We start from the raw sequence: 15,138 nt of genomic DNA, 5'->3' as shown, positions 1-15,138 counted from the left end.
CAGGCTGAAGCCTTGGGCATGACTGATTTGAATGGTGGCGCGCTCTTCAACGCTGAGTTCGGTATAAGACATAGGGGCAGCACCGTACCGGAAAGGTCAGGTGTTGCACTCAGTTTTTGCCGCCGCCCTGTGTAAACCCGAATACGCACTAGCCGGGCACCTGCAAGTAAAGCGGGTGGTGTTGTACGAGGCCACGCGAGCGCAGTGGATTCACTCCCCCCTCATTTGCGCTAGAAGGCTTTCCCGCTGACAGATTTCTTCTTCCACGGCCCTCACTTCCTTCATGTAAAACTCTACCGCAGGCGGCAATGAGCGCTCTTTAAGGTAGATGAAGCCATAACGGGTGCGCAGTGCGAGGTTATGGATCGGTAACGGTACGATTTCTCCCGCCATGATTTCCTGTTCAAAAGTCGATAAATTCCCTAAGGCCAGGGCATTACTGTTCTCGACGAATCTAACGATTTGCATCGGCACGTCTATTTCGATCGCCGGCACAAAATCCCCCGTCACCGCATCATAAGCGCCCGCACAGCCCAACGTTGCCGGGAGCAAATGGGTCGCCAGCCGCAGCGGAATGCGCGAGGCCACCCACGGGTAATCGAGTGTTTGCGCCAACGTCAGTGAACGATGTCGCGACAGCAGCGGATGGCCGGGGCGGCAAAACAGACGACCCTCATGCTCACCCAACAGCTCGCAGGTGAACTCTTCCCTGCCCTGCAACGTGCTGATTTCGGCTATCCCCAGATCCACTGCCCCTGTAGCGACCTGATGAGCAACTTCACGCCAACCGGCGACATGTGCAGTGACCTTGATTTGAGGATGCCGGGCATGCAATCGCGCGAGACTGACATAACCGCTGGCGATGCTTGGGTAGGGACCCAACGCTACCCTCAGTGCTCCAATATCGCCTACCGCCAGCAATGCGATGTCTCGACGCAGGTCCTCCTCGGCCATTAACAGGCGCTGACTCTTTTCACGAAGTAATTGGCCAAAGGCAGTCAATACGACGCCTTCGGTGCGTCGATCGAACAGCGTGACGCCTAATTCACTTTCCAGTAACTGAATGCTTTTACTCAGTGCCGGCTGTGAAACCCCCAATGCTTTTGCCGCTCGACCGAAGTGCGCATGTTCAATCAACGCCAAAAATTGACGTAAGCGACGTGGCGTCATCTCATAACCTTTATGTTATCGAAAAGCATCAAAACGGAATTTTTCGTAATGAAATGAATATGCTATTCATGGCCGTAATGGTCAAGCTGACGACGCACCTGAATAAGCGCTATAGGCACTCAACGGCATTGACGCTCATTGGCAAACCTTATGGCGCAGGAACTCTTTTATGTCCCACAAGACCCTTCATCTGGCACTGGCAATTACCCTTGGCGGTAGCGTCAGCCCGGCCATTTTTGCTACCGATGCAAACGTCGTCAGTTCTGATCTCGTCTCCGCACAAAACGCGCATTTCGACAGCAAAGGCAAAGCGCCTTCGCCTTATACGATCGAGCTGCAAAAGGGTGTGCGCAAGGCGCTTCCATTTGCCGATACACGCGACGTTGAAGAAGCGAAAAGAGGCTTCATCGCTGCACCGACCTATCACAAGATTATGGCCGATGCGGGGAATGTCGCCTGGAACATGGGCAGCTATAACTTCCTGCTGGAAGGTAAGGACTACGACAGTATCAATCCGTCCCTGCAACGCCAGGCGGTACTCAACATGGCCTTCGGTCTGTATGAGGTTGTTCCGGAGAAGATTTACCAAGTGCGCGGGTTCGACCTGGCCAACATCACTTTTATCAAGGGCGACACCGGCTGGATTGTGTTCGATACCCTGATGTCGAAGGAAACCGCCAAGGCCGCGCTGGACTTCATTAATGAAAAACTCGGCAAACGCCCGGTCGTGGCGGTAGTGATCTCTCACTCTCATGCCGACCATTTCGGTGGTATCCGCGGAGTGGTCGATGAAGCCGATGTGCGCAGCGGCAAGGTCCCGCTGATAGCACCGACAGGTTTCATGGAGCATGCCGTGGCTGAAAACGTCTACGCCGGTACTGCCATGACCCGCCGCGCCTTCTTGCAGTACGGTGTGATGTTGCCGCACAGCCCATACGGCCACGTCGACATGGCCATCGGGAAAAATGCCTCGATTGGCGCCATGGGGCTGATTGAGCCCAATCGCTATATCGAGAAAGATTTCGAGACCCTGACCGTTGACGGGGTGGTGATGGAGTTCCAGAACACGCCGGGCACCGAAGCGCCATCGGAAATGAACACCTGGTTCCCGCAGTTCAAAGCGTTCTGGGCCGCCGAGAACATCACCGGCACGATCCATAACATCTATACCCTGCGCGGTGCCCTGGTTCGAGATCCGCTGGTCTGGTCGAAGAACATCAACAACGCTCTTTATCGTTACGGGCAGCAGGCCGATGTCATGTTTGCATCCCACAGCTGGCCACGCTGGGGCAATGAGCGAATTCAGGACGTCATGCGCGCGCAACGCGACGCCTACGCCAACTTGAACAATGCCGTGCTGCACGCCGCTAACCAGGGCGTCACCGTCAACGAGATTCACAATGTCTACAAGCTGCCCGAAAGCCTGAAAAACAATTGGGCGACGCACAGCTACCACGGCTCGGAAGAGCACAATAGCCGTGCCGTGATCAACCGCTACCTGGGCTATTGGGATGCCAACCCTGCAACGCTGATGCCGCTCTCACCGAAAGATTCGGCACCGCTGTATGTCGAAATGATGGGGGGGGCGGACAAGATCATGGCCAAGGGCAAATCCCTGTTCGACCAGGGCAAATACCGCGAAGCCTACGAGATCCTCAATAAACTGGTGTATGCAGAACCGCAAAACAGCCAGGCCAAGGACCTGCTGGCGGATGTCTATGAGCAGGTCGGCTATCAGAAGGAAAGTGCCGGCGTGCGCAACAGTTTCCTTGCCGCAGCGTACGAACTGCGCCACGGCGTGCCCAAAGGCGTACCGCCAAAAACCGGTGGACCTGACATGATCCGCGCCATGAGCACAGAATTGTGGCTGGAGTACCTCGGCATCAGCGTGGATGGCAGCAAAGTCGCGGGTGAACACTTCATCCTGAATCTCCAGACGCCGGACAATGGTGAGCAATTCGTGGTCGAGTTGAGCAACTCGACACTGACCAGCATCAAGGGGCAGCAGGCCAAAAACGCCGACCTGACCATCACCCTCGATCGCTCTGCGCTTGAAGACGTGATGGCGAGGAAGACCAGCTTCGATCAGCTCGTCAAGGACGGCAAGGCCCGCTTCGAAGGTAATCACACACCGTTCAAACGGCTAATGGCGGCCATGACGCCGTTTACCACGGACTTTGAACTGCTGCCGGGCACCCGGCAGTAACGGGACGGCGCACTTGATTCCGCCCAAGAGTCAGCAACCTGGGCGCGTCCGTTATCTGGATGCGCCCATTCAACACCTGCGAAGGACTGTCATGAACATTTTTTGCAGTGGACTTTTTCCTGGTCGCTTAATCAGCTTCATGATTGATGGATTACCCTCGATGCTGCTTCAACTTTATGCAGGAATAAAGTTGGCGGTCATACCGGTCGCCTATTGGTTGTTGCGACTTCGCGACGGATCATTTCAACGCCGGATCATCCATGTTGATTTTCTTCCAGTCCTGCAAGAGCATCTGCGCCTTCGGTTCCTGCCCACCTTTGAGGTAGTAATGGATCAACGCCTGCCGCGCATTGCGGTTGGCGGGCTGCACCTTCAACAGCCTTTCCAATTCCTCACACGCCGCCTCAACCTTGCCGCTGTCATGCAGCGCCACGGCGAGGACGTAGCCGTATTGGGCGTTCTCGGGTTCCAGTTGCGCAGCTTTGCGCAGCGCCAGCATGGCTTGATCCGTTTTACCCGCACGCACCAGCGACAAACCCTTGGCATGGTGTAGCAGGGCCGCCGTCGGGTGTTCTTTCAGGCTTTGCGCGAGCAGCGTCTGAGCTTCTTGGCTGCGTCCGCCCGCTTCCAGCCATTGCACCAGCGTCACCAGTGCCGGGTAGAAATCCGGGTCACGTTCAAGTGCCGTGCGCAGCAGAGCTTCGACTTCGCCGCTACGGCCGCTGGCCTGGTAGAGCATGGCCAGGTTGAGATTGGCTTCGGCGCGCTCGGCCAGGTTCTTTTGAACCGCTTCGTATTCGGCAATGGCCGCATTCCACTTGTTCTGTGCACTCTCTAAACCAATGCGACCCACGCTCAACAAATCTCGGGCTGCGGCGATGCGTACGGCCTTTACAGGATCACCCAGCAACGGCGTCAACAGTGGCGCGCGGTCCGGGGGTGGCAGGAACGCGCTGATCGCCCGAACGGCGCTTTCGCGTACTTGCGGTGCCGAGTTGCTCAAGTCCTTGGTGGCCAGTTTGATCGCTTGTCTGCTGGGATACAGCGCCAGTTCCGCCAGCAAGGTTGCCCGTTGAATTGACGGCAGGTTGCTGCGTTGCAGTTGCTCGTACAAGGTTTGTGCCGCGCCGGGCTGGCCGTTGCGGATCAACCACAGGCTTTCATCGTAGCGCGGCGCTTGCGGGCTGTTTGAGGCGTTCCACAGCTTGAACTGTGCGGTGACCTTGTTGCCGGCCTTGCCCTGATGACAGGTCAGGCAGGCGTCCGGCGTGCCGAGTTTCGCTGCGTGTTCCGGGTTAGGGATGCTGAAGCTGTGGTCATGCCGGAAGTCGTTGCCCATGTAGAACTTGCCGGGCATGTGGCAATCCACGCACTGCGAGCCTGGTTGGCCCATGGTGTGGCGGGTGTGTTCGATGGAATCGTAATTCTTCGCTTGCAGGCCCTTGCCATCAACACCTTCCACCGAGGTCCTGCCGGCAGTGTTGTGGCATTGCAGGCATACGCCGTTACCCGGCGCCTTGAGTTCGTTGCTATGGGGGTTGTGGCAATTGCTGCAACGCACACCCTTGTCGGACATTTTGCTCTGGGCGAAGGAGCCATGTTCGAATACTTCATCCTTGATCTTGCCATCCAGGGCATACAGTTCACGGGTCAGAAGACTCGGTAGGTAGTCATCCATCAGGCGATTGCCGACGGTGAAACCATCGCCCAGCGGCGCGCGGCGGGAGTGGCAGCGTGCGCAGGTTTCGATTTCGACGCTGGCATTCTTGTCCTTGAGGTCGACGGCAAACCCGGCGTGGATCAAGTCACCTTTTTTCGCCGTCCATTCCAGGTGATTGGACGCTGGGCCATGGCACGCCTGGCAGCCGACACCGAGGCTGTTCCAGTGACTGTCGAAGGTATTTTTTGCCGCATCGAAATTGCGCTTGTAACCCGTGGTGTGGCATTCGACGCACATGAAATTGGCGTTTTGGCTCGGTTTGCTCCAGTGGATCGGGTTCTTGAAGCTCACGCCCTGGCCTGGATAGAGGTGAAACCAACGGTTTTTTTCGGTATCCCAAGCCACGCCCAGAGCTTGCAAGCGACCGTCGCCAACCTCGATCAGGTATTGCTGTAGCGGCGAGATTCCAAAGGTGTAAGCGACCTGGAAGTCCGCGTTCTTGCCATCGATGCCGGGGGTGTTGACCCAGAATCCATCACCTTTGCGGGAGAAATGGGTGGTTTCTTTTTCCGCATGGAAGGTGACGTTGTTGAAGTCGCCCAGCATGGTTTCAGCATTGGCTACCTGCATCGCCAGTTGGTGATGGGAGCCTTGCCAGTCCTTGACTTGGGCGCTGTGGCAACCCTGACATTGCTGCTCATCGACCATTTTTGCCTGCGCTTTTTGCTGCACTACGGCAACAGGTTGTGGCGTGGCCGGTTGGACGACCGGCGCATAAGTCACAGGAGCAGGTTTGCTGCCGAACAGGAACCACCCGATGCCCACAACGGCCATGAGCAGAACGCCGATAGTGACGGGAAACAGATAGTTGTTAATCGTCTTCGGTTGCGAATCGATAACCGTTTTATTTTTATTTTTCGGCATTACGACTTCCATAGCCCGGATGCGTTTGTTATCAAGCGGGCGTTCAAGTTCAGTACAGCCTTGCCGGATGGCCGGAGACTGTGAAAAATCCATGTGATAGTCGGATCAATCCTATTGATCGCGATGCCGTACTCAGTTTCAACTCCTTCCCGCGATTAATCCTGAGACTTTGGATCGATCCACAAATTTCTCTAGCTCTGTCTCGCCATGGCCCTGCCCGGCCCAAGCGTAGTCCCTATGAATGTCCGATTCCACCGGCAGCGGACTCGGTCCTGATGACCGGAATTCCAACACCCCAGATCATCTTCGATTGTGGCGGCGCTAATCCCCGACTCTTCCGCCAGTTCACGCAGGGCTGCTCGATTTGGCGTCTCTCCCCTTTCAATACTGCCCTTCACCAGTTGCACCCCTGCCTGAGGATGATGGAACAAAAGGATCCTGGGGTGCTGTTCGGAAGACAGAATGACTGCGCAAGCCTTGTCGGGACGCATGGCGATTTCCTTATCGGTAGTGAAAGCCCGCCATCATACGCGTTGGGCCGTTGGCGAAACGGGGGGCGGGAGCGGCAGTCATGGAGCGACCGCATCCCTTCGCGAAAGAAAAAATCTCATCACCCGATCCAAACTTTTCGTGTCACCGGGCGTCCTTTCTTTAACGACGCCAACATGGCTTTGCACCCACAGACGGCTGGCTTCAGCCAAGGATAGCTAATGACCTTTTTTATTTTTCTCCTGGCCTGCGGTGCCGCAGCGTGCACCGGCCTTCTTTTCAAGCCGGGCCAGTGGTACGAATCGCTCGTCAAACCTGGCTTCACACCCCCCAATTGGCTGTTTCCGGTGGCCTGGTCGATTATCTATCTGCTGCTCGCCTGGGCTGGCTATCGCTTGTCCCTGATACCCGGAAGCCAAGTGGTGTTGGCTTTGTGGGCGGCGCAGATCGCACTGAATACGCTGTGGACACCGGTGTTCTTCGGCGCGCACCGCATTTTTGCCGCGATGATCATCCTGGCGCTGCTTTGGCTTGTGGTCGCGGCAATGGTGGTGATGGCGTTGCGGCTCGACCTGATCACGGGGCTTATCCTGTTCCCTTACCTTGTGTGGCTGTGCGTCGCCGCCGCGTTGAATTTTTCCATCCTGCGCAATAACCGCGGATGATCAATTACAACGCGGAGACGAAAACACCTTGGCCTGCCAGCGAACGGGACTTGGCGCACGCTCGGGATTTCAACAGGAAACTCGCCTGGTTGCCGCGCTTTCGAATCCGTAATCGCTTTACGCCTCGGGTGATTCAGGCGCTGCTACGTGCCGGCCAACTAGGCGGCGCCGCTCAATTGCTCAAGCATGGGCTCAAGGCTGAACGGAAGACGATGGGTGTCGGCGACATTTCAGTGCCCGTGCGGATCATCAGGCCCAAAGGAAAGGCAAAAGGCGTCGTGCTTGATTTCCACGGAGGTGGATGGGTTATCGGCAATGCGCAGATGAATGACGCCTTCAATGTGGCCATGGTCAATACCTGCGACGTCACAGTCGTCTCGGTCGACTACCGGCTTGCCATCTCGACGCCGATTGAAGGCCTGATGGAGGACTGCCTGTGTGCTGCCCGCTGGCTGCTGAGTGAAGACTGTGATGAGTTTGCTGACCTGCCCGTTATCGTCGTGGGCGAATCAGCCGGGGCGCACCTTGCTGCGGCGACGTTACTGGCGCTGAAACAATGGCCCCACTTGCTTCAACGGGTGAGCGGCGCGCTGCTGTATTACGGCGTTTACGATTTGACGGGAACCGCGAGTGTCCGGGCAGCGTCCGCTGAAACGCTCGTACTGGATGGTCCTGGCATGGTTGAAGCGTTTCGCATGCTCACGCCCGGTCTCAATGATCAGCAACGTCGGCAGCCTCCTTTGTCACCGCTGTATGGTGACTTTACGGACTTCCCCCCCGCGCTATTGTTTGCCGGCGAACTGGATCCCCTGAGGGACGACACGCTCGAACTCGCTGATCGATGGATGAAGTCGGCCCCCGTGGAAGTGCACGTATTGCCCTCTTCTCCCCACGGTTTCATTCACTTCCCGACGGCCATAGCAGACAGCGTGCTTGCTTACAGCCGGCAGTGGATCACGGCTCGAATGGCTCAGCAGTAATCAAAGAACATCCCGTGCACGACGTCGTGCAGGTCTTGAGTCTGTCCTCAGCCAACTTCGTCAAGGAACTCACCTTGCCGGCACTATTCGACGAACGCTTTTGATGAAAGGCCAATCGCTGCAGTAGAAAAAGTCGGGGGAGCAGCCAAGTCGCCATCACGGCACCTGCTCCAATGACCCTCGTGTTTTATCGCTTGATCCTGATGCTGTTTCTTCAAGCGGTATGCATACATCTGTGGCGAGGGGATTTATCCCCTCGCCACAGTCTTGCTCGCCTGAACCTCTTCTGAAGTAACCCTTACTCCCCCTTCGTACTCCAGCCTTGAAGTAGGCCATTCAACATTCACACCTACCCGAAATTTAGGGTTTCTCTGCCGTTGCAAAAACTTTTTTTGTCATGTCATACTACGTCGTACAACATCACCAGGACGTCAGGTCACACTCGGCGTACCTCCAAGGAAGGCGGGCATTTTCATGAGCTTTGAAAGTCAACGCGTCAAACAGATCTCTTCCTCTCCCAGCATGGTCATCTCCATGCGCGCCAAAGAGCTGGCCAGCCAAGGCCGCGACATTGTCGACATGAGCCTCGGCGAACCCGACTTCGATACCCCCGCACACATCGTCGAAGCGGCCTACCAGGCCATGCGTGATGGCCACACCCGCTACACCGCGCCGCAAGGCACCCTGGCTCTGCGCCAGGCGATTGTCAGCAAGTTCCAGCGGGAAAACGGACTGACTTATAGCGTTGATGAAATCACCGTCGGAAACGGCGCCAAGCAAGTGATCTTCAACACGTTCATGGCGACCCTGGAAGCCGGCGACGAGGTCATCATCCCTGCGCCATACTGGGTTTCCTACTCCGATATCGTCACGCTCAACGGTGGCAGCCCGCAGGTCATTCCCTGTGGTATCGACGTCGGTTTCAAGCTGACCGCCGAGGCACTGCAAGGTGCGCTGACCGGCAAAACCCGCTGGCTGATCCTCAACTCGCCCTCCAATCCCAGTGGCGCCATCTACTCCGAAGCCGAACTGCAAGCGCTGGGCAAAGTGCTGGAAGACTTCCCCAACGTCCTGGTGATGTCGGACGAGATCTACGAGCACGTGTTACTCGCTGATCAGCCCTTCGTCTCGTTTGGCAATGCCTGCCCGCAGCTGCGTGAACGAACCTTGCTGATCAATGGTGTGGCCAAGGCCTATGCCATGACCGGCTGGCGCATCGGTTACGCCGCAGGACCCAAAGCCCTGATTGCTGCGATCAGCAAGATTCAATCGCAGAGCACTTCAGGTGCCAGCGCTATTTCCCAGGAAGCGTCCCGGGCGGCCCTTCAAGGTCCACAAGATTTTGTCAGCCAGAGTGCCGCCGAATACGCCGAGCGCGGGCGCCTGCTCGTGGATGGTCTGAGTCAGTGCGAAGGCTTGCGCCTGAGCGCACCGGCCGGTGCCTTCTATGCCTTCCCCGAGTGCAGCCAGTTGCTGGGCCGCAGCACCCCGCAAGGTCGGGTGATCAATGATGACGTCGAACTGTCCGCCTATCTGCTCGATCAAGCAGGCGTGGCCGTAGTGCCGGGTCTCGCGTTCGGCTTGCCGGGGTACTTCCGGTTGTCGTTTGCCACTTCTCGCGAACAAATAAAAAAAGCCGTCGTTTCAATCAGTGAAGCGCTTGCAGCCTTGCGCTAAAGCCTTCGCCTTTCGCTGTGCCATAGCTGCCATAACAATAAATCGGAGATTCCCCATGTTCGATCAGAAGAAAAAGCTGCTTGCCCTCATCGTCGCTGCGTGCCTGAGCACCAGCGCTGCACAGGCTGACGACCTCACCGGAACACTGAAAAAAATCAAGGAGCTGGGCACCGTCACCCTGGGTTATCGCGACGCGTCGTTGCCCTTCTCCTACCTCAATGATGCCCAGCAGCCCATCGGCTACAGCATTGAACTGTGCAAAAAAATCGTCGATCAAATCAAAGTCAAAGTCGGTGAACCCAACCTCAAGACCGAGTACGTCTCGGTGGTCGCAGCCACTCGTACGCCTCTGTTGATCAACGGCACCATCGATCTGGAATGCGGCGTCACCACCAACACCGTGGAGCGCCAGAAACAAATCGGTTTCCTGCTCACCAGCTACGTGGCCAGCGCCAAATACGCAGTGAAGAAAACCGCTGGCATCAACAGCGTTGCCGATCTCAAAGGCAAATCCGTGGTGGTCATCACCGGGGGTAGCGGCGAATGGATCACCAAGAACCTCGACCGCGAAAAAGCGTTGGGCCTGAAGATCCTCAATGCCAAGGATGGCGGCGAAGCCTTCCTGATGCTGGAGACGGGGCGCGCCGTTGCCTACATCAATGACGACGTGCAGTTGATGGCAACCATCGCGCAAAGTCGCAACCCGGACGCCTATACCTTGCTGCCCGAGCCGATGTCCGCTGAACCTTATGCCATCGGCATTCGCAAAAACGATGGGCAGTTCAAGGCGTTCGCCGATGACGTTCTGCGCAACCTCTACAGCAGCGGCGAGATCAACACCCAGTATCCGAAATGGTTCCAGCAGCCGATCCCTCCGAAGAACGCGGTGATCAATCTGCCCATGAGCGAAGCACTCAAAGAAGCCATCGCGAACCCGAACGATACCGGCGTCTGATCCCGACCCGTCACTGTGCCGGGTGGACACGCCTCGATACCTGCCAATCAAGCCGTTCAAGCGAGCCTGATTGGCCGGTACTGCGAGCTGTTCCAGGCTGCGCACCCTCACCAAGGTTGGTGTTTTCATGGATTACAACTGGAATTGGGGCGTCTTCTGGGGCTCCGCGCCCGGAGAGACGTCTTCGTATCTGTATTGGCTGATCACTGGCACGAGCTGGACGCTGGCGACTACCCTCGCCGCGTTTATCCTGGCGTTCCTGATCGGTGGCTTGATCGGAACCCTGCGCACCACGACACTGCGACCCGTCGTGTGGTTGTGCAACCTGTACACCGAAGTGTTCCGCAACATCCCCCTGCTGGTGCAGATGTTCATCTGCTTCTTCGTCGTGCCCGAGCTGCTGCCGATATCGCTCGGTGACTACCTCAAGCAGGATTTGCCTTACCCCTCCTTCTTCAGTGCTGTCGTCGCCCTGACGCTGTTCACCTCGGCCAAGCTGTCCGAACTGTTCAAGGCCGGCATCGAATCGGTTGCTGAGGGCCAGCGTGGCGCGGCATTGGCGCTGGGCTTGCGGCCGACGCAGATGTACCTGCAGGTGCTGCTGCCCCAGGCCATCCGGGTGGTGTTCCCGCCGCTGACTTCCGAAGCACTGAACACCCTGAAGAACTCATCCGTGGCGCTGACCATTGGCCTGATGGAGCTGACCGCACAAGCACGCAACGTCAGCGAATACTCGTTCAATACCTTCGAAGCCTTCACTGCCGCGACCGTGATCTATGTGGTCATTTCGCTGCTGGTGACTTTCGTCATGGGTCATATCGAACGTTCACTGACCATTCGCGGCGCGACGAGGTAAGTCATGTTTGATCTAGATCCAAGTGTCATTGTCAGGGCCATGCCGGCGCTGTGGAGCGGCCTGAAATTTACCTTGCTGCTGACCCTGGTGGCGATGTCGGTGGGGATCGTCGCCGGCACCTTGCTGGCACTCATGCGCCTGTCGCACAACCGCGTCTTGCGTGGCTTTGCCTTGGGCTACGTCACCGTGATGCGCAGCATTCCGCTGGTCCTGGTGATTTTCTGGTTCTACTTCCTGATGCCCTTGCTGCTGCAAATGGCTTTCGGCACAGAACGGCCAGTGCAGATCGGCCCGGTGGTGACTGCATTCGTGACCTTCTGCATGTTCGAAGCGGCGTACTACAGCGAAATCATTCGTGGCGGTATCCAGAGCATCAACGGCGGTCAGAAACAGGCTGCAGCGGCCCTTGGCCTGCGGCCGTCGCAATCGATGATCTACGTGATTCTGCCCCAGGCGTTGCGCCGCATGGCGCCGCTATTGCTGACCCAGACCATCATCCTGTTCCAGGACACCTCGCTGGTGTACGTGCTGTCCATCGCCGATTTCACCGGTGCGGCCAGCAAGTTCGCCCAACGTGACGGGCGTCTGGTCGAGCTGTATTTGTTCGTCGCCCTCGTCTACCTGGTGATCTGCTATTTGCTGTCCAGCCTGACTAAACGCATGAAAAGAAACATAGGGAAAACAGCATGATCCAGATGAAAAACCTGAGTAAATGGTATGGCAACTTTCAGGTCCTGAAAAACTGCACCACACAACTCTCTCGCGGCGAAGTGATGGTGGTATGCGGGCCATCCGGCTCGGGTAAAAGCACCCTGATCAAGTGCGTGAACGGGCTGGAACCGGTTCAGGAAGGCGAGATATTCATCGAAGGCCAGTCCGTCACCGGCAAGGGCGTGGACTTGCCCAAACTGCGTGCGCGTGTAGGGATGGTGTTCCAGCATTTCGAACTCTTTGGGCACCTGACCATCATCGAAAATCTCAACCTTGCCCAAATGAAGGTATTGCGCCGAGACCACGTGACTGCGACGAAAAAAAGCATGATGTTGCTGGAGCGCGTAGGGCTCAAGAGCCATGCGCAAAAGTATCCGATCCAGTTGTCCGGTGGTCAGCAGCAACGAGTCGCGATCGCTCGCGCCCTTGCCATGGACCCGATCGCGATGCTGTTCGATGAGCCTACTTCGGCACTCGATCCCGAGATGGTCAATGAAGTGCTGGACGTGATGGTCGAATTGGCCCACGAGGGCATGACCATGATGTGTGTCACCCACGAAATGGGCTTCGCGCGCAAGGTCGCTGACCGCATCGTGTTCATGGATGGCGGCGAGATTATCGAAGATGTGAAGTCCGAAGAGTTCTTCGGTGCGCCTCGCACAGACCGCGCACGCAGCTTCCTGTCGAAGATCTTGCAGCATTGATCACGGGGCTTCGCTGATCGTGAAACCTCTCTGGAGGACGGTCAGCCTCCCCCGGAGGCAGTAACCAATCCAGTCTTGAGCATCGTCATTTTAGGTTGTACGATGACGTACAACAACGAGCAACACCGCTACATATTTCCGTACGCTAATAAGGATATTTCTAACAATGAACCCACAAGAACTGAAATCGATCCTCTCCTCCGGCCTGCTGTCTTTCCCGGTGACCGACTTCAATGCCCAGGGCGATTTCCACCGCGCTGGTTACGTTAAACGCCTTGAGTGGCTGGCCCCGTACGGCGCCAGCGCCCTGTTCGCTGCAGGCGGCACTGGCGAATTCTTCTCTCTGGCAGCCAGCGAATACTCGGAAATCATCAAGACCGCCGTCGACACCTGCGCAACCAGCGTGCCGATTCTGGCCGGGGTTGGCGGTTCGACCCGTCAAGCCATCGAATATGCGCAGGAAGCCGAGCGTCTGGGCGCCAAAGGCCTGTTGCTGCTGCCGCACTACCTGACCGAAGCCAGTCAGGACGGCGTTGCTGCCCACGTTGAAGCCGTGTGCAAATCGGTGAAGATCGGCGTGGTGGTCTACAACCGCAACGTCTGCCGCCTGACCGCACCATTGCTGGAACGTCTGGCCGAGCGCTGCCCGAACCTGATCGGCTACAAGGACGGCCTGGGTGATATCGAGCTGATGGTCTCAATCCGCCGTCGTCTTGGCGATCGTCTGACCTATCTGGGTGGTCTGCCAACCGCCGAAGTCTATGCAGCGGCGTATCGGGCGCTGGGCGTGCCGGTCTACTCTTCGGCGGTGTTCAACTTCATCCCGAAAACCGCGATGGACTTCTATCACGCCATCGTTCGGGAAGATCACGAAGCGGTCGGCAAGTTGATCGACGACTTCTTCCTGCCGTACCTGGACATTCGTAACCGCTGCCCGGGTTATGGCGTGAGCATCGTCAAGGCCGGCGCAAAAATCGTCGGTTACGATGCCGGACCGGTGCGCGCCCCGCTCACCGACCTGACCTCGCAAGAATACGAAATGCTTGCAGCGCTGATCGACAAGCTTGGTCCGCAATAAAAAACCGATGATTCAAAGGTGCTGAGAAGCGCCGCTTATCGAGAGGTTTAATTCACCCTGCGAAGGTCAAGCTTTCGCAGGGTGTTTTTTTTCGCCAGAGAAGAAACCGCCGACGTCGCTCGCTAAAACCTCAGCCGCGAATAAACGCCAACACATCAGCATTGATCTGATCCGCGTTGGTCGTCGGCATTCCGTGAGGAAAGCCCGGGTACGTTTTGAGCGTGGCATGCCTCAAGAGTTTGGCCGAAAGCGGCGCCGAGTCTGCAAACGGCACGATTTGATCGTCCTCGCCATGCATGACCAGAGTCGGCACCTCAATCGCTTTCAAATCTTCGGTGAAATCGGTCTCGGAAAACGCCTTGATGCAGTCGTAATGAGCCTTTGCACCGCCCATCATGCCCTGGCGCCACCAGTTGTCGATGACACCTTGCGAAACCTCGGCCCCGGGTCGATTGAAACCGTAGAACGGCCCCGCCGGCACGTCCACGTAGAACTGCGCACGACTGGCAACCAATGCCGAACGGAAACCGTCGAACACCTCCAGGGGTAAACCTCCAGGATTCTTTTCCGACTTGACCATGATGGGTGGAACCGCGCTGATCAATACGGCCTTGGCAACGCGTCCTGGTTTGGCTCGCGCGGCGTAGCGTGCTACTTCTCCGCCGCCGGTCGAGTGGCCGACATGGATCGCGCCCTTGAGGTCGAGCGCATCGGTCAACTCAATGACATCGGCGGTGTAGGTGTCCATTTCGTTGCCCTCCCACGTCTGGGTCGAGCGCCCGTGTCCGCGACGGTCATGCGCGATCACCCGGTAGCCTTTGAGCAAGAAGAACATCATCTGATTGTCCCAGTCATCCGCACTCAACGGCCAACCGTGGTGAAACACGATAGGCGTCGCGTCTTTCGGGCCCCAATCCTTGTAGAAAATCCTGGTGCCGTCTTTGGTCGTAATTGCGTTCATGGCGTGTGTCCCCTCGCGATCAGGTGGGTGTGAGGTTGCAGGTTGCTTATCAGTGCCTGCGTGAACCCGCAAAGGCTCGAAAGCGTTACCAGCAAACGTGCA

General features: G+C 57.2%; 12 protein-coding genes and 1 pseudogene. 9 read left to right on the top strand and 4 right to left on the bottom strand.

From position 1 onward, the window contains the following. Nucleotides 1-210 precede the first annotated feature (210 nt). A complete protein-coding gene (locus H7698_RS29050; RefSeq protein WP_162438454.1) occupies nucleotides 211-1,170 on the bottom strand; it encodes a LysR family transcriptional regulator in 960 nt (319 codons plus the stop codon). 169 nt (nucleotides 1,171-1,339) lie between these two features. Between H7698_RS29050 and H7698_RS29045 the strand changes: the two genes are divergently transcribed. Beyond that, a complete protein-coding gene (locus H7698_RS29045; RefSeq protein WP_194693709.1) occupies nucleotides 1,340-3,376 on the top strand; it encodes an alkyl/aryl-sulfatase in 2,037 nt (678 codons plus the stop codon). 238 nt (nucleotides 3,377-3,614) lie between these two features. On the opposite strand, the gene H7698_RS29040 is transcribed toward H7698_RS29045, so the two are convergent. Next, nucleotides 3,615-5,960: a tetratricopeptide repeat protein gene (locus H7698_RS29040; RefSeq protein ID WP_194693708.1), complete on the bottom strand. Its 2,346-nt coding sequence runs from the start codon at nucleotides 5,958-5,960 to the stop codon at nucleotides 3,615-3,617. 263 nt (nucleotides 5,961-6,223) lie between these two features. Beyond that, nucleotides 6,224-6,451: pseudogene (locus tag H7698_RS29035) on the bottom strand (NUDIX domain-containing protein); the annotation flags it as partial. A 219-nt stretch (nucleotides 6,452-6,670) separates the two neighbouring features. Between H7698_RS29035 and tspO the strand changes: the two are divergent. From tspO to kdgD, 8 genes are all read left to right on the top strand, one after another. Then, nucleotides 6,671-7,114 (top strand): tryptophan-rich sensory protein TspO, encoded by a 444-nt coding sequence (tspO, locus tag H7698_RS29030; RefSeq protein ID WP_194693706.1) that lies wholly within the window; start codon nucleotides 6,671-6,673, stop codon nucleotides 7,112-7,114. Beyond that, nucleotides 7,111-8,094 (top strand): alpha/beta hydrolase fold domain-containing protein, encoded by a 984-nt coding sequence (locus H7698_RS29025; RefSeq protein ID WP_194693705.1) that lies wholly within the window; start codon nucleotides 7,111-7,113, stop codon nucleotides 8,092-8,094. Before tspO ends, H7698_RS29025 begins: the two co-directional genes overlap by 4 nt. A gap of 474 nt (nucleotides 8,095-8,568) precedes the next feature. Beyond that, nucleotides 8,569-9,771: a pyridoxal phosphate-dependent aminotransferase gene (locus H7698_RS29015; protein WP_194693704.1), complete on the top strand. Its 1,203-nt coding sequence runs from the start codon at nucleotides 8,569-8,571 to the stop codon at nucleotides 9,769-9,771. Nucleotides 9,772-9,826: 55 nt separating this feature from the next. Next, on the top strand, nucleotides 9,827-10,726 hold the full coding sequence (locus tag H7698_RS29010; RefSeq protein WP_162438447.1) for a transporter substrate-binding domain-containing protein: 900 nt from the start codon (nucleotides 9,827-9,829) through the stop codon (nucleotides 10,724-10,726). A gap of 127 nt (nucleotides 10,727-10,853) precedes the next feature. Continuing rightward, a complete protein-coding gene (locus tag H7698_RS29005) occupies nucleotides 10,854-11,582 on the top strand; it encodes an amino acid ABC transporter permease (protein ID WP_162438446.1) in 729 nt (242 codons plus the stop codon). 3 nt (nucleotides 11,583-11,585) lie between these two features. Continuing rightward, nucleotides 11,586-12,272 carry an amino acid ABC transporter permease gene (locus H7698_RS29000; RefSeq protein ID WP_194693703.1) on the top strand — a complete coding sequence of 229 codons (687 nt, stop codon included), beginning with the start codon at nucleotides 11,586-11,588 and terminating at the stop codon, nucleotides 12,270-12,272. Beyond that, nucleotides 12,269-12,997 (top strand): amino acid ABC transporter ATP-binding protein, encoded by a 729-nt coding sequence (locus tag H7698_RS28995; protein WP_194693702.1) that lies wholly within the window; start codon nucleotides 12,269-12,271, stop codon nucleotides 12,995-12,997. Before H7698_RS29000 ends, H7698_RS28995 begins: the two co-directional genes overlap by 4 nt. Nucleotides 12,998-13,163: 166 nt before the next feature. Continuing rightward, the gene (kdgD, locus tag H7698_RS28990) at nucleotides 13,164-14,075 is read left to right on the top strand and encodes a 5-dehydro-4-deoxyglucarate dehydratase (protein WP_194693701.1); all 912 of its coding nucleotides are present in this window, start codon (nucleotides 13,164-13,166) and stop codon (nucleotides 14,073-14,075) included. Between the two features lie 130 nt (nucleotides 14,076-14,205). Here the strand turns inward: kdgD and H7698_RS28985 are convergent, their stop codons facing one another. Continuing rightward, nucleotides 14,206-15,036 (bottom strand): alpha/beta fold hydrolase, encoded by an 831-nt coding sequence (locus tag H7698_RS28985; protein WP_194693700.1) that lies wholly within the window; start codon nucleotides 15,034-15,036, stop codon nucleotides 14,206-14,208. Nucleotides 15,037-15,138 lie beyond the last annotated feature (102 nt).

The organism is Pseudomonas sp. p50(2008) (assembly GCF_015351605.1).
Lineage (GTDB): Bacteria > Pseudomonadota > Gammaproteobacteria > Pseudomonadales > Pseudomonadaceae > Aquipseudomonas.
The sequence above is the reverse complement of the archived record's forward strand: the minus strand, read 5'-3'. Positions and strand labels throughout refer to the sequence as shown.